The sequence below is a fragment of the Dyadobacter pollutisoli genome, from assembly GCF_026625565.1.
Classification (GTDB): domain Bacteria; phylum Bacteroidota; class Bacteroidia; order Cytophagales; family Spirosomataceae; genus Dyadobacter; species Dyadobacter pollutisoli.
Genome location: NZ_CP112998.1, coordinates 5,472,077 through 5,493,056, shown reverse-complemented (window position 1 = coordinate 5,493,056; position 20,980 = coordinate 5,472,077). Strand labels below are relative to the sequence as shown.

Here is a 20,980-nt window from a genome sequence, read left to right as displayed (position 1 = left end):
TTAGCTCAGCCAATTGTGAGTGGCCGGGAGCCGCTATTATTGACGACCAGATACTGGGTTATGGCTTTGATTAGCTCCTCGGCTTTGAACGGTTTCGTGACAAAGCCATTGAAGTTGCAGGCGATAATTTCCGGTGTTTTTTCTGCGAATGTATCGGCAGTAAACGCTATTACCGGAACGTGCGCGTGTTGCGGGAAAAAGTTCTGGATTTTCTTCATTGCCGTGATTCCATCCATTACAGGCATTTGAATATCCATCAGTATCAGATCAAATTCACCTTCCTCCAATGCTCCGAGCACTTCTTTGCCGTTATTACAGATCACAAATTTTGCTTCCCATTTGGTCAAAAGATGTCGCAGCAAAATCTGATTGGCTAGCACATCTTCAGCGGCGAGAATGCGGTAGCCCAGTAGCGACAGACTGACAGGATCGTCTACCTTCTCTTCTTCATACGACGTACTGCCTTTGCCAAAATTCAATATTACGCTGAAAGTAGTACCTTCTCCCAGTTTGCTTTTTGCGGTTATTGAGCCTTTCATCAGCTCAGTTATCTTACGGGTAATGGTCAAACCCAGCCCTGTTCCGCCAAAATAATGCGTGGAGTTATTGCTGTGGGCCTGGGCAAAACTTTCAAAAATAATGTTGAGCTTATCTTCGGAAATTCCAATTCCGGAATCTGATACTTCGAGCCGCAGATCGACGCTCTGTCCGTGATCCTTGTGCAAATGGACCGAAACGGTAATAAATCCACCGTCTTCGGTGAATTTCATAGAGTTGCCGATCAGGTTAACCAGTATCTGGTTAAGTCGATATGCGTCTCCCATGATGATCTGGGGTACGTCGTCGTCAAAGTGGAAAGTAAGGTCGATGGATTTTTCATTCGCCCGTACTTGAAAAGTTTTGAGCAGGTAACTAAGCTTTTCTCTAAGATCAAATTCGAAGTTTTCGAGTACAAACTTGCCTGCCTCGATCTTGGAGAAATCAAGGATGTCATTCAGGATCACCATCAGGTTGTCGGCAGAGTACTTGATGGTTTTGAGATGTTCCCGGTCTTGTTCCGAAAAATTACTGGTCAGCAGCAAATCTGTAAACCCAATGATCGCATTCATCGGTGTCCGGATCTCGTGACTCATCGTTGAAAGGAAATCAGACTTGATCCGCGTAGCCTCTTCGGCGTCTTTTTTGGCTTGTATCAGCTCCTTTTCTACGAGTTTCCGGCTGGTAATGTCGATTGCCGTACCCAAAACCTCCTGAACCGTCCCTTTTTCGTTACGTTTAAAAGGCACCTCACGCGTAATGATCCAGATTTCCGCCCCATTTTTATGTTTAAGCCGAAATTCCTTTTCAACAATTTCCCCGTCCTTTACCCATCGCCTCATATAATGATAATGCTTGTGAAAAATCAGCTGGTCCTGGGTGTTAATGATCTTGGAAAAACCATTGTTGGCGTCTACGATCAGGTCATCTTCGGTGTAACCCAGTATTTTCCTGATTTGCTTATTGTGAAAAATATTGGTCCATTTTTCAATATCGATCACGTAAATGATGTTGGGAGAGAGTAATGCAATCTTGTTGATAAACTCTTCTTTTTCGGCAAGTTCATGCTGTGCAGCTTCCCGGCCCTTTTCCACTTCCAGCATGTGGAACATCGTATGAAAAGCTTTGGTAAGCTTCTCAGTGGTTATTTCCGATTTTGGAAAGTAATCGAGGGCTCCGGCTTTCATCATATCCACAGCAATCCGCTCGTCTCCCTGCGATGTGAGAACGATGACGGGCAGGTGCGGTGCAATTTTTTTGATCCTTTTCAGTAATTCCAGCCCGTTGGTTTTGGGGAGCTGGTAGTCGAGAAAAATACAGTCTGGAGTCCAGCTTTCCAGTGTTACGAGAGCATCCTCGGCATACTTACAGAGTTTTATTTCCTGCACTTCCACCTGCGATTTATTGATTGCCCGGCTGAGTTCCATGGCATCAAAGTCATCGTCTTCTACAAGCAGAATGTTAAGAGGGGGCATATAGGCTGTAAGTTGGGTTAATTATTCAGGATATTCGCAAAGCGTCCAGTAGCTGTTCAGGGTCGACACAGCCGCGATGAAACGGTCCATTGACAATGGTTTCAATATATAGCCCGCTACATTCAGGTTAAAAGCATCGATTTTATCACTATCCTCATTGGAAGTAGTCATTACAAATACCGACAATGAGCTGAGTTCAGGATCCTGACGGATCTCTTTCAGAAACTCTATTCCTCCCATTTTTGGCATATTAAGATCAAGTAAGACGATCCTCGGACGTGGATTTTCCGCGTTGCTCGAACGGAGCAAAGCCAGCGCCTCAAGGCCGTTTTGGGCTACGACGAGTTTATTCGAGATGTTGTTTTTCTTGAACGCACGTTTGACGTTCATTACATCTACTTCATCATCTTCTACCAGGAGTATGGTCATGGGAACCGGGTTTGAAAAGGATATCATTTGGTTTTCTAATCTAGTATGATCGGTTATTAAATATGGGTTATGCAGCGGTTTCGATATTTTTCAATTCATTTTTTGGCCAGGTAAAAAAGAACGTAGTCCCTTCATTCATCACGGTTTCAATCCGGATGCTTCCGCCTTTCTCGTCAATGATCTTCTTTACAATCGCAAGTCCGACTCCGGTGCTTTCCACAACATCCCTCGCCTGTAAAGTCTGAAAAATAACAAAGATTTTTTCGTGATATTCAGGACTGATTCCCGGCCCATTGTCGCCCACAAAAAATTCATATTCCGACTCACGTTCCATCCAGCCGATAGTCAATTCCACCTCTGGCTTATCATTGTATTTGATACCATTGGAGATAAAGTTCTGCAAGATCTGAGTGAGGGTGATCTTTTCGGTTTCAATTTCAAGGTCCTGGTTGCCCTCAATATTAAATGTCACCGGCTTCTTAGTCGCAAACGTCTCGCAGAGATCATCCACAACGTTTTTAACCAGGAATTTTTCTTTGACTGTTTTAATGCGCCCTGCCCGTGAGTAGGACAATATTCCATTGATCAGGTTTTCCATCCTGTGAACCCGTGCTCGTAATAATCTGAATTGATCCCTGTTCTCCTGGTTCAGCAGATCAGTGATGTCCTCCTCAATCCATTCTGACAAATTGTGGATCGCCCTCAACGGCGCCTTTAAGTCATGACTTACCACGTAGGCAAACTGATCGAGCTCGGCATTGATCTTTTCCAGATCGCGCATGTAGGATTTTAATGTCTTTTCTGCATTAATCCTTGCCGTTACGTCGGAAAAGGTACCATTGTAGCCAGCATGCGCATCATCGACAAAATGTGGGCTTAATGATACGCCAAGCCATTTTTCCTCACCCAACGGCGTAATGATCTGGATGGTGTCATTGACTGTCTGAATTTCAGAATTTAAAATTTCAGCCACTTTTTGCTTTGAATCCTGACTCGAAAAGAACTCCATCCAGTTGCGGCCAAGACTTTCATGTACCGGATAGCCGGTGATTGTTTTCCAGGCTTCATTGAGGTAAATAATGTTCCCCTGACCATCCAGCTGCACCAGTACTTCTGAAATGCTGCCGACCACTTCTTCCAGTCTTTTGCTCGTCAGCGCGGCTTCCTCTGTTTTTTCCTGGGCAATACGGCTAAGCTCACGGTTGGCTTTGAACAATTCGCTGGAACTTTGCTCCAATATTAGTTCTACACGCCCCAGGTCATCCTGATACTCGGTATAGGCCTGGTTTACTGACAAAAGAAAGTCGTGCATGCCCGGATGTTCAGCCAGCTCCGGTGGCAGTGATTTTCTGATTTGTCTCTTTAATAACCTGTGATAGTTCGTGTCTGTTATCTCAATCGTTGACATTCTACTGTTCCCTGAAAGTGGTAATGGTCATAGTTTGGTTATGAAGCTCACACAATGAGTCCCTGTTGAAAGGTGCCAGCTCTCCGTATGAGTAAAAGCCGGTCATCACAGGGCCCCCCAATACTTCTGAAACACTTTCCACTTCTTCTTCCACCATTTGCTTGAGTACCAGCTTACGACCCACACAACTTACAAGAATGGCGAGCTCAGGACTGTTGGTAAGCCCTTTTGAGGCAGCATGCGCAGCTTCTTCGGCGCCGGTGATCAGCCTGTCGTTATTGGCTTTCATCAGTCTGACAAACGATCCCTGCGGAATATCGCCTGCAAATGTGAGGCTTTTATCTTCTTCATTGATACCCAAAATCGTTCTCACTACCGGTGCGCGTTCTTCGCTGTCCCGCATACTGAGCGGAAAAAGTAGTCCCGATGAGGGAAGATCTTTGGCTTTGTCGCCAAGAAAAGACTTATAAAGGTCAAGCGCGGGTTGTCCGTCTATCTCAAAAAGCACGTTTTCAGTGGATTTTGTGACCATTCTGTCAAGCCCGAAACTATCCCAGCCGCCCCGTGAGCCAAAGCCAATCGAGAGTGAATCTCCGTAAAAGCCAATCGCTGCCACGGATTCACTGGCGATATTACCGTCGGGCTCAACGATCAGGGTTTTGGAGAACTGTGACCCGTCTCCTGCCAGTCCACCAGTAAGTGTTACCTCTGTAGCCAGGCCTTCAGTCATTCCCTTTACCAAATCAGTCCCATTAACACGCAGGCCATCGGAAACTACAAATACATGTTTCAAACCCTCGCCAGGAAAGAGAGCAACCAGCTTTCTACCGGCATCGACGCTGCTGTACAGCACGCTGTTTAAGGCTATTTTTGAACTCTTGACGACTGTATTTTTAAAAAGAATCCCCGTTATAATAATGCTATGGTCCCGTACCGATTCGTTTGCAATTTCCCCCGCGGTGGAGCATCCGGAGAAAATTGCGTCCGGATATTTTTCGGCTAACTGGCTTGTAATGTCGCTTTTTTCAAGCAGTTCTCGATTTCCAAAAATAAAGAGCAATTGTGGGGTAAAGGAGAATCGGATCGGGGTGGCGCCGTCTGTGTAAACGAACTGCTCAATTTGCATAAAGGGGGATGGTTTACGGCTAAAAATTCGAATTACAATTTAAGCAAAACTTTTGACAGACGAATTACTTTTATAGCTAACCCTATGTAAATCTAGTAAATACGCCATTTACGCTATGGAAGGGAAAGAAATTCCTTTGATTTTTCTGAACAATTCCACGGCGTATAAATCGGTCATCCCCGACACAAAATCCAACACCGTCTGGATCTTTGAATATTCGTCTGTTTTGGATGTGATGAACTGCTTGGGAATCAGGTCAACCAGCTTTCTAGTGTAATGTGAATTGTTGTTGAGATAGGCCGGGATAAATTCTTCCAGCAGACCGCCCATTACTTTGTAACCCGCCACTTCTATCTGTACGACCGAGGAATAATTATAAATTTTACTGACTGAGATTTTGGCAATATCCTTCATCACCGTCCGGTAAGGTTCGGCAATGCCGTCGATCAGACTGAGGTTGAAATCCCCGTCCAGTACTGCTTTTTGTTCACTATAAAATAAATCTGAACAAGTGCCGATCAGGTTATTGATGGACTTTGCCCTGAGCAGACTGATCTTGGCGTCATCATCGTCAATATCAGCCAGTCGGGCTGGCATTTTAGGGTCATTACACAGCCTCAATAATAGGGTTTCCACTTCGTGGTATGACAGGATTTTGAGACGGTGGGCGTCTTCAAGATCGATAATGTTGTAGCAAATGTCGTCCGCGGCCTCTACCAGGTAAACTAGTGGGTGTCGCTTGAAAACCAATGGCGAGCCGGTGACCATTTCCAGTTCAAGGTCATCCGCTATTTTCTGAAACCCCGATTGCTCCGACTGGAAGAAGCCGTATTTCTTGGTATGGATTTGTGACTTGTTATGTCCTGCCAGCGACTCGCAGGGGTACTTGGCAATGGAAGCCAGTGTCGAGTACGTGAGCGCGAAACTGCCGTAACCTTTTCCTGCATAGGGATGCGTGAGAATGCGAAATGCATTGGCGTTTCCCTCAAAATGGATCAGGTCGGTCCATTGCGCGTCGGTGACTGTGTTCTTGTATTTAAGCCCCGCATCGTCGGTGAAGTAATGTGAGATAGCAGCCTCCCCCGAATGCCCGAACGCCGGGTTACCCAGGTCATGCGCGAGGCAGGCAGCCGAAACAATGTTCCCGATCTCACTGATAAGCGGCAATTTGTTGTCGATATCCGGGTCATCATTTTTAAGCTTATTATAAAAAATCCGTCCCAGCGATTTCCCTACGCTGGCTACTTCGAGGCTGTGTGTAAGGCGGTTATGGACAAAAACGCTGCCTGGTAGCGGGAAAACCTGTGTTTTATTCTGCAACCGGCGAAACGGAGAGGAAAATATCAGCCGGTCGTAATCACGCTGAAATTCAGACCTGGCCTCGGCCGGATCAGGATTGTACTTGTCTTCACTTCCCCAGCGCTTTGCAGAAAGTAATTTTTCCCACTTCATAATGTTAAAATTTGTGCAGGGCAAAGCTAACTGCTTTCGGCAATTACTGAAAATTACAGACTAGTAATCAGGCTGCCTCGCCTAATGGTAGTTTCAAACAGTTTGCCCCTTTTACTTTTATCAGAATGAATTGTAGAATTCCTAAATAGCCTGTATATGAAAAAGATATCGATACTAGCCTGCCTGATCACACTGATGATCATTTCCGGGGCTTTTGTGTTTGAAAATAAAGAAGAAAGACTGGCGACGCGAATGGCCGATGCGGCCAATACTTTCTTGAAAACGCTTTCGCCCGAACAGAAGAAAGAAACCATGCTTTCCTACACCGATCCGGCTCGGTTTGACTGGAACTTTACACCCCGGGCGAGAAAAGGGTTGACATTTAAAGGTATGGACGCCAACCAGCGAAAAGCCGCCATGGCGATAGTCAGCCTGGTTTTGAGTCAGGAAGGGTACAGTAAGACGGAGCAGATCATTGATCTTGAAAATGTGCTGAGAGTTGTGGAAACCCGCCCGGCGAATGATACTTACCGCGATCCGGAAAATTATGCATTCCTCGTTTTTGGAACACCGGGTACCGATCCCTGGGGCTGGCGCATGGAAGGGCATCATTTGTCCCTGCATTTTTCTTCAATGAATGGGCAGGTTAGTTACACACCGAGTTTTATGGGCAGCAACCCAGGTCAGGTCCTTGCCGAGGTACCTCAGAAAGGCAAACGCATATTAAAAGCAGAGCAGGATCTGGCATTTGCGCTGCTGAATAGTCTTGATGAATCTCAGGCAAAAAAGGCGTTGCTAGGCTCACAGGCTCCTAATGAAATGTTTACATCCAATTCCAGGAAGGCTTCACTGGAAAAAATGGAGGGTATTCCAATGGGCGAAATGACGGTTGGACAAAAGGTGCTGTTCAAAGACCTGATCATGGCATATCTGCTCCGGTATCACGTCACTTTGAAAGCCCAGCAGTGGCGCCAGCTTGAAAAAGGGGACCTGAACCAAATACATTTTGCCTGGATGGGGGATCAAAAACCAGAGATAGGATCAGGGCACGGACATTACTACCGCATTCACGGCCCCACTTTCCTCATTGAATTCGACAATACCCAAAACGGTGGCAACCACATCCATTCAGTCGTGAGGGATTTGACCAATGATTTTGGAGAAGATATGTTGAAGGCGCATTATGAAAAGGGGCACGGGAAGTAGCCAACAGACTGAAAAGTTTTGTATTTTCGGATAATCAAACAACAGCATTATGTCCACAGTCGATTTGAAAGAACGGTTGATTAGCAAAATTCAGGAGATTGAAAATGAAGATCTTCTCGCTGAGGCGTATCGTTTGCTGGGTATGGAAACTGGAATTGACGAGCCTTTTAAATTAACCGCTGATCAAAGATCTGCTATCAACACCGGACGGGAACAAATTAAAAGCGGAGAATTTTTAACTGATCAGGAGGCAAATGATAATATTGAGGAATGGCTAAAATGTAAAATGGTCGCTTAAAGCTCTGGATGATCGTAAACATATTTTAAGCTATTGGATCAGAAGAAATAAGTCAAAAACCTACGCGCAAAAGCTCAATCAGCAATTCAAAGAGGCGTCGAGATTGATAGCCGCCTTTCCCAAAATAGGTAAACTTACGGATGAGGAAAATGTGCGGATAAAAATCGTCCGTGACTACTTCATGGTTTATGAAGAGACCGAAACCGAGGTTCATATTTTAACTATTTGGAATACTCACCAAGATCCCGAAAATTTGGGGTGGGAATTTTAAACACATTAATGACCCCAACTACATTACGCTACTTTATAATTAACAAGCCCGCGAACATGGTTTCGCAGTTTGTCAGCTCCGACGATGTTTGCTTGCTGGGTGACCTGGATTATGATTTTCCGGAGGGGACGCATGCGATCGGGCGGCTGGACAGCCATTCCGAGGGGTTATTGATCCTTACTACCAACAAAAAAGTGACCAGCCTGCTGTTTCAGGGCGAAGTACCTCACAAACGTACTTATTGGGTCAATGTGGGTTACCACGTCAGTCAGGAAACATTGGAAATTCTGCGCACGGGCATTGCTATCCGGGTCAAAGGAGGAGGAGACTATGTTACATCTCCCTGCGAGGTGGACATCATTGCGCGTCCGCCGATGTTATCAAAACTTAAAAATGAGGCCAACGAAAATGTGCCGAATACCTGGCTGAGCATTACATTAACTGAAGGGAAATATCACCAGGTCAGGAAAATGGTGCGCACTGCCGGCCATCGCTGTAAAAGGCTGGTCAGGGCGAGCATTGAAAACCTGGAACTGGGAGACCTTGCACCGGGAGCCGTAAAGGAACTGGAAGAAGTAGAATTTTTCCGATTATTAAAGATCGATAACTGGAATTCAGCGATATCTTCCGATCGTTTGTCGCTTGTACCGCCTGTCAAAAACATTGGCTAGCCAGGTTCGCAGGCACTAGATTTACCTCAAATCTTACTCATTGTTTCGCATTAAACCCATTTCAAAATGAATCTGATCGGAAATATAATTTGGCTGGTTTTTGGTGGCTTTATCGTTTTCCTCGAATATATGATCTCCGGCCTGATTCTCTGCGCTACCATCATTGGTATCCCTTTTGGTCTTCAATGCTTCAAAATTGGTATTCTGGCCCTGTTCCCTTTCGGGCAGCAGGTGCGGGAAGTGCCTGCAAGCACAGGCTGCCTGTCTACATTGTTTAATATTGCATGGATATTTCTCGGCGGAATCTGGATTGCGCTGACGCACCTGTTTTTTGGAATAATTCTTGCCATTACCATCATTGGCCTTCCATTTGCGAAACAGCATTTCAAATTGATGAGCCTGTCTTTCACTCCTTTTGGTAAAGAGGTTTATTAATTTATTTTCTCAAATAACCTGTAATGAAAGCCGTAGTTATCACCCAGCCCGGCGCTCCTGACGTTTTGCAGATCAGGGAAACGGACATTCCGAAACCCGGTGCAAATGAGGTATTGATCAAAGTGTATGCAGCGGGTATCAACCGCCCTGATGTTTTTCAGCGGAAAGGGAACTATCCGCCACCGCCCGGAGCGCCGAAAGACATTCCAGGCCTCGAAGTAGCCGGAACTATTGAGCAAACTGGTGATTTTGTAACGGATTGGAAAGTCGGTGACCAGGTTTGTGCATTGCTTACAGGAGGCGGCTACGCGGAATATGCGCTGGCTCACGCGGGACATTGTCTTCCATTACCTCACGGTTTTGACTTTGCAGAAGCGGCTTCTTTGCCAGAGACCGTGTTTACGGTTTGGCATAATGTGTTTCAGAGAGGCGCATTGCAGAAAGGTGAAAATTTTCTGGTACATGGCGGAAGCAGCGGCATTGGTATTACAGCCATTCAACTTGCGAAAGCATTTGGTGCACAGGTTTTTACGACTGCGGGCTCTGACGAGAAATGTCAAGCATGTGACGAGCTGGGAGCTGATCTCAGTATTAATTATAAAAAAGAAGACTTCGAAGAAATACTGAAAACCAGAGGAATGGACGTGATCCTCGACATGGTGGGCGGTAGCTACATTCCCAAAAATATGCGGCTGCTCCATGCTGACGGGCGACTTGTCTTTATTAATACTATGAATGGGAACAAAGTGGATAGTATTGATTTTGGGCTGGTCATGAAAAACCGGCTCACGATTACCGGCAGCACCCTGCGGAATCGCGACCCCGAATTTAAGTCAAAACTGGCGGCAGAAATAAAGCAGCATGTCTGGCCGATTTTGGAAAATGGTAAGTTCAAATCAGTTATATCGCGTCAGTTCCAGCTTTCCGAAGCAGCCCAGGCGCACACATTGATGGAAAGTAGCGGGCATATCGGAAAAATTGTCCTGGTCAATAACTGGTAGTGAGACAGGCTAGTATTCCTCACTTTTCAGTTTTTTGTTCAAAATAGCAGATATCTGTTTGGCCTGGGCATACACCATCAAATGCCCTCCGCCTTCAATGACTACATCGGGCTTCACCAGTTTAATGGAAATCAACCGGTCGGCTGACCCGTGAATGTGATACAGATTTTCGGCCCTGGTTTTCCGCTCCCAACTACTCATGCGTATGAGCGCCCACTTCAAAAATTTACTGTCGGTATCGTGTAAAATGTCTTTCAGCAGTGTTTTTAGCTCCGGCGTATCCGCGCCGAAAAATTTGTAGGTCAAAGAATTCGTTGATTTCAAAAGCGGTGCTGCGAAAGGAGAAAGTAGCAAAAATTTAACCAAACCTCTGTAAAATTTCGAAATAGGAACCCCGGTCGGCGTACTTGAAATGATGACGATCTGTTCGGGATGGACAATGTTGGAAAGTTCGGAAGCGATAATTCCCCCGAATGAGAGCCCCACGAGCTGGAAAGCCTGCGTGGTATCGATTTGTGCGACAAGCCGTCCGGCGTAATGTGACAACAGTTCTTTTTTGAGCGGCTTAATCCATTCGATATGATGAATGATAAATTGGTCGTCGAGTGTTAGCTGGCTGAAAACCCGTTTATCTGCGCCGAGACCGCTTAAAAAGTATACATTCATTTTTGCTCTGTTTACTGGATGAAGGGAATCTTTCACTTCACTTTGGCCAAAATTGTGGTAACTGTAAAGCAATAGACAGATAAACAGAAATGTACAAGAAATCCGGATATTCGAAGGCATAAATTAGAAACTCGCTGGCTTTCGAATATACGAACTCCTGTACAATTAAGATTAGTAACTACCTGGTTAAATTATATCTCAAACCTCCCATGAGCCATCTTCCAGGCATTTTGGAGCCGAGTAAGTCGCTATATTGGACATCAAAAGCATTGTCGGCCTGGACGAAAACCGCCAGTGTACGATTGATAAACGCATACTCAGCTTTTGCATTGAGCAGAAAATAATTCTTGGTAATCGATGCCTCAATCGCTGTTGCTTCCCGGGCTGCACGTTTTTTGTACAAACCATTCAGACTCAATGAAAATCCTGAAACCTGGTACACCGCCGAGAAATTGGCGAGGAACTTGGCATGTGACGAAACGTAGAATGATTGTACCGCACTGCTGTTTTTGCTATCAAGCCACGTCAGACCTGCATTCAGGAGCAGTTTCTGTTTTTCGCTGATCGTATTCACGGATTGTAAATCAATTTCAAACCCTGTCGTGTTAACCTCGGCAATGTTGAGCGCCAGTCCGAAGTTGCCGGTTGGGGAAAGATTATCTTTTCTAGGCATGTTGGCGTAAGGCGTAGTGACATAGTCGATCAGGTCGTTTTGAAGACGCTGGAAAAATGTAGCGGAAATTTTGAGCTGAGAAGTACCGCTATTTCCTGCAAACCAGTCCGCTCCCGCTTCGTAGCTGAATGAGCTTTCGGCTTTCAGGTTTGGGTTGCCGACATTGCCACCGGTAACCAGTTTTTTATTGTAGTTATTAAAACGCTCGGTGAAATCCGCATCCCTGATCGATTTACCCGCGCTTCCGCGAAGTTGCCAACTGTCTTTTTTGAAAGAAATATTGATCTGCGGAACCGCTTCGGTGCCGATACTCTCACGCCAGTCAACCCGAATGGATGGGGTTACAGTAAAGTACTGGCCAAAGCTTTGAACCAATGAAACGAAAGGTGCAAACTGGTTCAATGAATGGTCGCCGCGGTCATTGGACGCTATATTTCTGTTCTGATAATTCAATCCGGAGATCAGGTTGCTATTTTGGGTCAATGCTTGCTGCCAAACCAGCAAACCTTGCCAAAGCTGCGATTTGCTGCTGTTTGCAATGGAATGCGGGTTGAAAAGATATTGATCGCGCACGAATTTGTACCCAGCGTCGAACGTAACAGTGGTTTTGTTCTTTTTGTATCCAAGCCTCAGCTGGTTCCAGGACGTTTTTACAGTTTCGCTGGCCGTGTCAGACTTGATAACGGTATAAAAATTCTGCGCTGCAAAATCGCGGTGGTCGTAGGCGCTTCTTACACCCAATGTCCAGTTTGGGGACAATGCGTAATTCAGGGAAAGTGAGGCGGTATTGTTGTGAAAATACCCCTTGATACCTCTCTGCTGCACACCAGAAGCATTATTGGACAACAATCCTCCTGATACCGACAGTTTATTACGCTGAATGAAACCACCGACATTAGCAGAAAATAGTCCGTTTTCGCCACCGGTAACCGCTGCATTCAGGTTCGACTTTTTACTGAATGACCCACTTGTTTCGCCATCGCCGTTCTGCAATTTAGCTGCGAATGTTTTGGAAATCACGTGGATTACGCCACCCACGGCATCGGAACCGTAAATGGCAGAAGAAGCTCCTTTCAAAACCTCGATCCGCTCGATTTCTGATGGAGAAATGGGTATGTAACTATTAAAATGCCCGGTATTGGGATCGTTGAGACGTAAACCGTCCAGTATCACCAATACTTGCTGGAACGTGCCTCCGCGAAGAACAATGTCACTTTGCGAACCCATAGGGCCACGCGCCTGGATTTCTACGCCTGGTACGTATCGTAAAAGGTCGTCAATACTGTGTACGGGCAGATTTTGAAAATATTCGCCTTTGATAACAGCAATGTTACGTCCGGTTTGTGATGCCCTTTTTTCAGCGAGTGAGGAGGTTACCGTCACCGGGTCCAGTGAAATTTCCTGGGCTGAGGCAAGCGATGCTGAAAAGAGGAAAGCGAGGGCAATTTGAATGTAATGTCTATTCATGATGGGTGATTCGAAAAATATTACTGCGACAAAATTACTATCTTGCCGGACTGTTAACATGCTCCGGTTTTAATATAATGAGTAGTCCGGTTGAAATACCATTCAAAAATGTAGTACTGCTGGACCGATTTTCTGGTACCCCGGTATACCTCCAAATAGCACGCCAGATGATCAATGCGATCCAGCGCGGTTTGCTCACCAAAGGCGTAAAGCTGCCAGGTACCAGATCGCTGGCAGAAACACTGGAAGTACACCGGAAGACCGTCGTCGCTGCCTATGATGAATTGGATGCACAGGGTTGGATCGAAATGCTGCCTAACAAAGGTACTTTTGTTACTAAAAAATCCCCTGTTTCGGATGCTAGTCCGCTGGAATTCAATGCAAATGACCTGGTTAGTTATCCGAAACAAACCGGTTTTGCTTTTGACCGGAGTATGCTGCTGGACCGCCCGGTTTCCGTTTCCAAAGTTGATCTTGAATTTACCGACGGCCTGCCCGATGTGAGGCTTGCGCCGATGGACAAGCTGGCAAAAACCTATTCCAGTGTTTTAAAACGAAATAATAACCGTAAGTACCTGAGCTATTCTCATGTTGAAGGCAATGCGTTTTTCAGGGAAAAGCTGGCGGGATACCTCAACAACACCCGCGGTTTGCACGTCAGCAAGGAAAATATCATTACTACCCGCGGCATTCAAATGGGTATTTACCTGGCTTCGATGCTCCTCATCAAAAAGGGCGACAATGTAGTGGTTGGTAACCTAAGCTATTATGTGGCCAACATGATTTTTCAGCAGGCCGGTGCTAATATCCTTTCGGTACCGGTTGACGATCAGGGAATTTCGGTGGAAGCGATCAGGCAACTTTGTGAATCGACGCGGATCAGAATGCTCTACATTACGCCACACCATCATTATCCTACCACGGTCACATTAAGTGCTGAAAGGCGGGTGGAGTTGCTGAATTTGTCGGTCCGGTATGGATTTATCATTCTGGAAGACGACCATGATTATGATTTTCACTACAACAGTAGTCCGGTTTTGCCGCTTGCCAGTGCCGACAGCGCGGGAATGGTGGTATATGTCGGTTCATTTTGCAAAGCTTTGGCGCCGGGGCTTCGGTCTGGCTACATTGTTGCGCCGGAGAACCTGATCACTGAGCTGGGTAAATTCAGGCGCATTATCGACCGCCAGGGGGATTTGATGATGGAACAAGCTTTGGGCGAACTTTTGGATGAGGGAGAAATTCAGCGGCACATTAAAAAAGCACAGAAGGTTTACCACCAGCGTCGTGATCAGCTCAGCGAACTACTGGCCAATCATCTCAGCGAATTTTTGTCTTTCAAATCACCGCCGGGTGGCCTGGCGATTTGGACGGAGTGGCGCAGGGACATCAATCTAATGCGTGTTAGCAAAGCTTGCCTGAAACACAACCTGCATTTACCGCAAACTCTGTTGTTTCAGACCGGGCAGCTCAGCGCAATGCGGCTTGGATTTGGGAATATGGATACCGGTGAGCTGAGCGAGTCGATTCACATTTTACAAAAGGTATTAGAAACGGATGGTTCTTAGCTTATTGCTGTATCACATTTCCATGCACATATTCATGAAGAAACGAACTTTTATCAAACTATCATCTGCCTTAATGACTGCTCCTTTATTTTCACCGCTGGAAGGCTGGGCCGCCAATGCCGATAAACTAAAAAACTGGGCAGGTAACCTCGAATACAGTACCGAGCGTCTGGATAATGCAAAGTCCGTGAAGCAGGTGCAGGAAATTGTGAAGAAATACGACAAGCTGAAAGTGCTTGGAACACGGCATTGCTTCAACAACATTGCCGATACCAAAGATCAGTTCATTTCCCTGGTCGGTGCCGAGGAACAGATTGTAATTGATGAAAAAAACAAAACGGTAACGGTTAATTCAGGCCTGAAATATGGTCAGCTAAGCCCTTACCTTCATAAAAAGGGTTTTGCATTGCATAATCTGGCCTCGCTGCCACACATATCTATCGCTGGTGCGTGCGCTACAGCCACACACGGGTCGGGCGAGAAGAAAGGTAACCTTTCTACGGCTGTTTCGGCGATGGAATTGGTGACTGCGAATGGCGATGTGGTACAACTGAGCCGGAAAAAAGATGGTGACCAATTTAATGGGGCGGTAGTGAACCTGGGTGCATTGGGCGTGGTGACGAAAGTTACGCTCGACATTCAGCCCACATTCTTTATGGCGCAGCATGTATATGAAAATGTACCTTTGGATCAATTAAGCGACAATTTTGATAAAATCGAAGGCAGTGGTTATAGCGTAAGTTTGTTTACAAACTGGGCTACCAATGACATTACGGAGGTTTGGGTAAAGTATAAAACAAATAGTGAAAAGCCACTCAAAGCTTTGCCGGACAAAGAATTTTTCGGCGGAAAACTAGCAACCAAAAATCTGCATCCGATACCTGAGCTTTCCGCCGAAAATTGTACGCCACAAATGGGCGTGCCGGGGCCATGGTATGATCGTATGCCGCATTTCAAAATGGGTTTTACGCCAAGTAGTGGTAAGGAGCTGCAATCTGAATATTTTGTGCCCAGAATTAACGCGGTCGATGCTATTTTGGCGATTTCAAAGCTGGGTAGCCAGGTTGGTCCTCATCTTTTTACATCTGAGATACGGACTATTGCGGCGGATGATTTCTGGATGAGTCCCTGTTACAAGCAGGATTCGGTGGCGATCCACTTCACCTGGAAGCAGGATTGGCCGGCTGTTAGTAAGCTATTGCCGATGATCGAAAAGGAGCTCGCGCCTTATAATGTACGCCCCCACTGGGGCAAACTTTTTACGATTTCTCCTGATGTGTTGGAAAAGAGATATCCACGTTTTGCAGACTTTCGGGAGCTGGCGATGAAATATGATCCTAAGGGGAAATTTCGTAACGATTTCCTGAACCTCAATATTTTTAAAGCCTAAGTTGAATGATTCCGGCGATTATTTTTGTTGTCAAGATGTCTGTCTAGTTCTTTTTCTTACGTTATCCGTAAGTCAGACTTTGCTAATTCATCACCTTAGTTAATCAGGTAATATAATGGCTACAAAAATAAAGGATATACCTGCCGCCGCCCAGGAAATTACGGCAGAGAAGATTACGGAGTTATTCATGCATTACTGTTTGGAAAACAACAAAAAACCGGAGTCGGTTTATTTGTTCTGCAAGCAGAATGGAATGGCTGAAAAGGATTTTTATAAACATTTTGCCTCCATCGATTCGATTGAGAAAAGTGTATTTGTCAGCTTTCATAAACTTGCGGTGAATTTGATCAACCAAAGTGGTGATCTGGATTTGCTAGGCTTCCGGGATAAGCTGCTGACTTACTATTACACTTATTTTGAAATTCTGACCGCCAACAGGAGCTATGTCGTGCTGGCATTGCAGCAGGACAAGAACAGGCTGAGCGGCTTATTGAAACTGAAAGAGTTCAGGACGCATTTTAAGACATTCATTACTGAAATCAGTGCGGGTTATTTCAAAGTCAAAAGCGAGCGGATACGTAAGGCGCAGCAGGATGCTTTGGAAGAAGGGGCGTGGATACAATTCATGGTTACGCTTAAATTCTGGCTGGATGATGAATCGATCGGGTTTGAAAAAACTGACCTTTTTATCGAAAAATCCATCAGGGCAACGTTTGACCTCATCGATACCACACCACTCGAAAGTGTGATCGATTTTGGTAAATTTCTCATTAAAGAAAAATTGAAGTAGGAATGGAGACCATAGACAGCATACCTACTTCCAAAATACAGCGTGCCACCAGATTGATCTCGACCGGAGTTAAAATCGGGGGTAATTATTTGAAGTATTACGGTGAGAAAATTACTAATCCCGAGTCAGCGAGGGATAATCTGAATACTAATAACGCTGAGGACATTTACGATGGACTCAAAAACCTGAAAGGCAGTGCATTAAAATTGGCGCAAATGCTGAGTATGGAAAAGAATTTCCTTCCGCAGGCTTACGTCGAGAAATTTTCGTTGTCACAATTTTCAGTACCTCCATTGTCGGCGCCGCTGGTAGTGAAGACTTTCAGGAAGTATTTCGGTAAATCGCCGCTCGACCTTTTTGATACCTTCGATCCGAATGCAATCAATGCCGCGAGTATCGGGCAAGTGCATAAAGCGACTGCTAATGGAAAAAATCTTGCAGTGAAAATCCAGTACCCGGGTGTTGCAGAGAGTATTTCGTCTGATCTTGCGTTGGTGAAGCCGATCGCGATGAAGATGTTCAACATTCAGGCGAAGGATTCTGACAAGTATTTCAAGGAAGTTGAGACAAAACTGACGGAGGAAACAAATTACATTCTGGAAATTGCCCAGAGCAGTGAAATTGCCGAGGCTTGTGCGCACATTCCGAATTTGCGATTCCCGAAGTACTACCCGGAATTTTCCTGCGAGCGAGTGATTACGATGGACTGGATGACGGGCAAGCATTTGTCGGAGTTTGTCAAGACAAATCCGGACCAGTACATGTCAAACAAAATAGGGCAGGCATTGTGGGATTTTTATATGTTCCAGGTTCATCAGTTGCGCAAAGTACACGCGGATCCGCATCCGGGGAATTTCTTGGTGGATGATCAGGACAATCTGATCGCGATTGATTTCGGCTGCATCAAAGAGATTCCCGAAGCGTTTTATACACCGTACTTCGAGCTGGCAGAATCGGAGAACCTGAACAATCCGGCGATATTTCATTCAAGATTAGTGGAACTTGAAATACTGACGGATAAAGATACCCGTGAAGAAACTGTTTATTTTTCAAACCTTTTCCGGGAAATACTCAGTCTGCTGACCCAGCCATTCCAGTCAGAAACATTTGATTTCTCCGATGAACAGTTCTTTGCGAAACTGGCTGCATTGGGGGAAAAGTATGCAAATGATAAAGAGCTGCGCAAAATGAATATGAACCGCGGGTCAAAGCATTTCATTTATATCAACAGAACATTCTTCGGACTTTTCAGCTTGCTGCATGATTTGAAAGCAACTGTGGATACGAAGCAATTTGTGGCATAGAAAAGTAGTAAGGTTCAATTGAATGCAGGCAATGTCTGGTTGCCTGCATTTTTTATTCTTCCTCTTTTTTTGGAGGTTTTCTGCGTTTTACCAGTCTGAACAAAGTATTGTTAGCTTGTTCGGGTGTCTGATCACCCAGTAGGATACCCCAGGGTTTCAGGCCATCGACGCGGTCAAATATTACTTTCATCATCGCAATGGCAGGAATTGACAGGAACATTCCGGAAAAACCGGCCAACGCACCTCCCACCAGTACGCCAACGATAGAAACCAGTGCATTGATTTTTACTTTGGAACCGACTATTAGTGGTACAAGGAAGTTGTTATCAATAAATTGAACGGCAATGAAAACCCCCACAACCCCAAGCAATATGTCCGGCTCGGGATGGCTGATGAATGTGACCATGACCGCAAGCGCCGTCGCCACGAGTCCGCCAATGTAGGGTACCAGGTTCAGAATGGCGGCCATAATGCCGAGAAGTACAGCGTACTGAACATTCAAAATCAATAATCCTACTGAATTGAGAATAGCAACCGTCGTGGTTTCCAGCAGCAGGCCGACCATATAGCTCTGAATAATCGCCTTGATCTGTCCGAGTGTTTCCAGGACCTTTTCTTTATGTTTTTCAGCGAAAAGAACTACCATGAAATGCAATAGCATGGTGCGGTAATATAGCAGTAGAAAGGCGTAAATCGGAATGAGGATTAATGTTCCCAATGGTCCTGTCACTACACCCAGGGTTTCGGCGCCCTGGAAGTTTTCAAGCGTTTTGGTCTGAGCGTTTTTGAGGTATTCGGCCTGCTGGCGATAACTCACGCTATATTCTCTGCGGATCCATCGCCGGGCATCTCGATAAAATTCATTGACATTTCTTTTGAGTTTCGGCCATTCGTCGGAAAATTCGGAAAGCTGCATGGAGAGCAATACAGCCAAGCCGGACACGAGTACAACAGCCAGCATCACAGCAAGACTGATTGCAACGACTTTGGGAACACCGATGCGCATCAGCCAACTTTCTACGGGACGTAGCAGCACAGCAATGAGCCCGGCGAGTGCCAGTGGCACAATGATATCCTGCCCAAGATAAATGGCGAGCATAATAAGGCCTATTCCAAGGAGAGAAAGAGAGAATTTTTGGTAGAATTGGGTTTCGGTCGATTCGGACAATTTGGGTTTTTGTTTAGATATTCTAAATTTATTTGTGAATTGCTAAAATTTGTTAACTTTGTGTAAACACACTATAATAATCCATAATGGTAGTAATTAGCTATAAGATGATTCGGAAGTTTGGCAAAAAACATCAGGACTCGCTAGAAGCACTCGATAGTTGGTATCACATTTTCAGAAAGGGCGATTGGTCTAATTTTCATGAAGTTAAGAGAGTTTTTAATTCCGTGGACGCAGTTGGTAACGATTTATACGTTTTTAACATTCGCGGAAATCATATCAGAATAATAGCACGAATCTTGTTCAGAATACGAACGGTTTACATAAAATTTATAGGAACCCATTCAGAATACGATAAAGTAAAATTAGATAGGCTTTAAAATGGAAAATCTGGAATATAAAACTGAATCGGAATACGATAAAGCAATGGTCGAAATAGATCGCTTGATGCGTAAGGGAGAAAACAATCTTTCAGATTTTGAATTGGGGAAAATCCGAACAATGGCCCTGGCCGCTCAGGCCTATGAACTGGAGCATTACTACGTTGAACCGCCAAGGACGTTGGAAGGAATGATCGAACTTCGAATGTATGAGATGAAGCTTAAACAAAAGGATCTTGCCAAAACACTGGGCGTGAGCGGTGCAAAGCTTTCGCTCATCCTGAATGGGAAGCAAAAACCTGATATTCCTTTTATCAAAGCCGTTCACACCAAACTAAATGTCCCCGCCGATTTTATTTTGCAGCATATTTAGGCAGGCATCATTCGATCTCAAATTCTGGATTGTATATCAATCCAATCACATTTCCCCACGGATCTTTTACGGAAGCTACTATGATTTCTCCGCCGACATTCGTTGGAGCTTCGTGCTCAGTAGCACCTGCTGCGATAAATGCGTCATACTCAGATTGAATGTCTCCCACTCCCCAATAGGTCACAACATTGTCCGTTTTTTCAGTGGCGGGGGTGTCGTCTGGCTGTAACCCAAGTTCAAAACCTGCAATGTTGAAGCCGACATAGAACGGTTCGTCGAAGTAAGGTCTGGTTCCGAAAGCTGCTGCGTACCATTCCTTGGCTTCGCTGATGTCGGTAACTTTATAAATGTTGGTCCTTAATCCCAGTATTTTCTTTGTCATCGAAGTGTAGTTGAAGTTTGAATTAAAAGTACATACCGGCGCATTTATAACTGCTTCCTCATGCGGACACTATTGTCCAGATCGGAATATTGACCGTATCGCTCGATAGGAAAATATCCTAGTTTGTGGTACATCGCGATCGCTTCTGGTTGTTTTTTGCCAGTTTCAAGTATCGCAGAATCGTTTTTTAATTCCAATGCCCAGGTTTCCAGTTCACCCACGATCCGTGACGCAATTCCTTTTCCACGGACATCCGCCTCCACATACATTCGTTTGATTTCGATAGTAGTGTCATCATATTTTTTAAAACAGCCACACCCGACCGGAATGTCATTTTCGTAAGCCAAAACTACCGTGGCCAGATCAGCAATGCGGTTGAATTCTTCGTAGTCAGCTTGTTGTGTATTGTATATCCTGCATAGTTCGACGTCCAGGGCCTGCGTCAGTTTTTGAAAATCGGGATCGTCGCTGTTGGTACGTTTGATGCGTGTCATAAATTACATTTCTGAG

At 45.2% G+C, this 20,980-nt stretch carries 22 protein-coding genes; 12 read left to right on the top strand and 10 right to left on the bottom strand.

The window, feature by feature from the left end; translation table 11 throughout:
- Positions 1–5 precede the first annotated feature (5 nt).
- The 5 genes from ON006_RS22365 to ON006_RS22345 form a co-directional block, all read right to left on the bottom strand.
- Positions 6–2,012, bottom strand: a complete 2,007-nt coding sequence (locus tag ON006_RS22365; RefSeq protein WP_244824489.1) for a hybrid sensor histidine kinase/response regulator — start codon at positions 2,010–2,012, stop codon at positions 6–8.
- 21 nt (positions 2,013–2,033) lie between these two features.
- Entirely contained in the window at positions 2,034–2,441 is a 408-nt protein-coding gene (locus ON006_RS22360; RefSeq protein ID WP_244824490.1) for a response regulator, read from the bottom strand.
- A 67-nt stretch (positions 2,442–2,508) separates the two neighbouring features.
- The gene (locus ON006_RS22355) at positions 2,509–3,849 is read right to left on the bottom strand and encodes a sensor histidine kinase (RefSeq protein ID WP_244824491.1); all 1,341 of its coding nucleotides are present in this window, start codon (positions 3,847–3,849) and stop codon (positions 2,509–2,511) included.
- 1 nt (position 3,850) lies between these two features.
- Complete coding sequence (locus tag ON006_RS22350; protein WP_244824492.1) at positions 3,851–4,975, bottom strand: FIST signal transduction protein; 1,125 nt, start codon at positions 4,973–4,975, stop codon at positions 3,851–3,853.
- Positions 4,976–5,083: 108 nt separating this feature from the next.
- Positions 5,084–6,427 (bottom strand): deoxyguanosinetriphosphate triphosphohydrolase, encoded by a 1,344-nt coding sequence (locus ON006_RS22345; RefSeq protein WP_244824493.1) that lies wholly within the window; start codon positions 6,425–6,427, stop codon positions 5,084–5,086.
- Positions 6,428–6,583: 156 nt separating this feature from the next.
- On the opposite strand from ON006_RS22345, the gene ON006_RS22340 reads away from it, so the two are divergent.
- The 6 genes from ON006_RS22340 (at position 6,584) to ON006_RS22315 (ending at position 10,309) form a co-directional block, all read left to right on the top strand.
- The gene (locus ON006_RS22340) at positions 6,584–7,633 is read left to right on the top strand and encodes a DUF3500 domain-containing protein (RefSeq protein ID WP_244824494.1); all 1,050 of its coding nucleotides are present in this window, start codon (positions 6,584–6,586) and stop codon (positions 7,631–7,633) included.
- Between the two features lie 49 nt (positions 7,634–7,682).
- Positions 7,683–7,931, top strand: coding sequence for a hypothetical protein (locus tag ON006_RS22335; protein ID WP_244824495.1), 249 nt, complete (start codon positions 7,683–7,685; stop codon positions 7,929–7,931).
- 4 nt (positions 7,932–7,935) lie between these two features.
- The gene (locus tag ON006_RS22330; RefSeq protein ID WP_255773057.1) at positions 7,936–8,202 is read left to right on the top strand and encodes a type II toxin-antitoxin system RelE/ParE family toxin; all 267 of its coding nucleotides are present in this window, start codon (positions 7,936–7,938) and stop codon (positions 8,200–8,202) included.
- Positions 8,203–8,210: 8 nt separating this feature from the next.
- Entirely contained in the window at positions 8,211–8,873 is a 663-nt protein-coding gene (locus tag ON006_RS22325; RefSeq protein ID WP_244824496.1) for a pseudouridine synthase, read from the top strand.
- Positions 8,874–8,939: 66 nt separating this feature from the next.
- Complete coding sequence (locus ON006_RS22320; RefSeq protein ID WP_244824497.1) at positions 8,940–9,308, top strand: YccF domain-containing protein; 369 nt, start codon at positions 8,940–8,942, stop codon at positions 9,306–9,308.
- Positions 9,309–9,331: 23 nt separating this feature from the next.
- The gene (locus ON006_RS22315) at positions 9,332–10,309 is read left to right on the top strand and encodes an NAD(P)H-quinone oxidoreductase (protein ID WP_244824498.1); all 978 of its coding nucleotides are present in this window, start codon (positions 9,332–9,334) and stop codon (positions 10,307–10,309) included.
- Positions 10,310–10,318: 9 nt separating this feature from the next.
- On the opposite strand, the gene ON006_RS22310 is transcribed toward ON006_RS22315, so the two are convergent.
- Both ON006_RS22310 and ON006_RS22305 read right to left on the bottom strand, forming a co-directional pair.
- Positions 10,319–10,975, bottom strand: coding sequence for an alpha/beta fold hydrolase (locus ON006_RS22310; protein ID WP_244824499.1), 657 nt, complete (start codon positions 10,973–10,975; stop codon positions 10,319–10,321).
- 178 nt (positions 10,976–11,153) lie between these two features.
- Positions 11,154–13,115 (bottom strand): TonB-dependent receptor plug domain-containing protein, encoded by a 1,962-nt coding sequence (locus ON006_RS22305; protein ID WP_244824500.1) that lies wholly within the window; start codon positions 13,113–13,115, stop codon positions 11,154–11,156.
- Positions 13,116–13,192: 77 nt separating this feature from the next.
- Here ON006_RS22305 and pdxR point away from each other — a divergent pair, with 77 nt between their 5' ends.
- The 4 genes from pdxR (at position 13,193) to ON006_RS22285 (ending at position 18,167) form a co-directional block, all read left to right on the top strand.
- Entirely contained in the window at positions 13,193–14,683 is a 1,491-nt protein-coding gene (pdxR, locus tag ON006_RS22300) for a MocR-like pyridoxine biosynthesis transcription factor PdxR (protein ID WP_244824501.1), read from the top strand.
- Between the two features lie 34 nt (positions 14,684–14,717).
- A complete protein-coding gene (locus ON006_RS22295; RefSeq protein ID WP_445438771.1) occupies positions 14,718–16,073 on the top strand; it encodes a D-arabinono-1,4-lactone oxidase in 1,356 nt (451 codons plus the stop codon).
- Between the two features lie 115 nt (positions 16,074–16,188).
- On the top strand, positions 16,189–16,863 hold the full coding sequence (locus tag ON006_RS22290; protein ID WP_244824503.1) for a TetR family transcriptional regulator C-terminal domain-containing protein: 675 nt from the start codon (positions 16,189–16,191) through the stop codon (positions 16,861–16,863).
- 2 nt (positions 16,864–16,865) lie between these two features.
- A complete protein-coding gene (locus ON006_RS22285) occupies positions 16,866–18,167 on the top strand; it encodes an ABC1 kinase family protein (protein WP_244824504.1) in 1,302 nt (433 codons plus the stop codon).
- A 52-nt stretch (positions 18,168–18,219) separates the two neighbouring features.
- On the opposite strand, the gene ON006_RS22280 is transcribed toward ON006_RS22285, so the two are convergent.
- Entirely contained in the window at positions 18,220–19,335 is a 1,116-nt protein-coding gene (locus ON006_RS22280; RefSeq protein ID WP_374760247.1) for an AI-2E family transporter, read from the bottom strand.
- 86 nt (positions 19,336–19,421) lie between these two features.
- On the opposite strand from ON006_RS22280, the gene ON006_RS22275 reads away from it, so the two are divergent.
- Both ON006_RS22275 and ON006_RS22270 read left to right on the top strand, forming a co-directional pair.
- Positions 19,422–19,715 (top strand): type II toxin-antitoxin system HigB family toxin, encoded by a 294-nt coding sequence (locus tag ON006_RS22275; protein WP_310590299.1) that lies wholly within the window; start codon positions 19,422–19,424, stop codon positions 19,713–19,715.
- 1 nt (position 19,716) lies between these two features.
- Positions 19,717–20,088, top strand: a complete 372-nt coding sequence (locus ON006_RS22270; protein ID WP_244824505.1) for a helix-turn-helix domain-containing protein — start codon at positions 19,717–19,719, stop codon at positions 20,086–20,088.
- Between the two features lie 7 nt (positions 20,089–20,095).
- On the opposite strand, the gene ON006_RS22265 is transcribed toward ON006_RS22270, so the two are convergent.
- Together ON006_RS22265 and ON006_RS22260 are read right to left on the bottom strand one after the other, a co-directional pair.
- Positions 20,096–20,470, bottom strand: coding sequence for a VOC family protein (locus ON006_RS22265; RefSeq protein WP_244824506.1), 375 nt, complete (start codon positions 20,468–20,470; stop codon positions 20,096–20,098).
- A 44-nt stretch (positions 20,471–20,514) separates the two neighbouring features.
- Complete coding sequence (locus tag ON006_RS22260; RefSeq protein ID WP_244824507.1) at positions 20,515–20,964, bottom strand: GNAT family N-acetyltransferase; 450 nt, start codon at positions 20,962–20,964, stop codon at positions 20,515–20,517.
- Between the last annotated feature and the right edge of the window lie 16 nt (positions 20,965–20,980).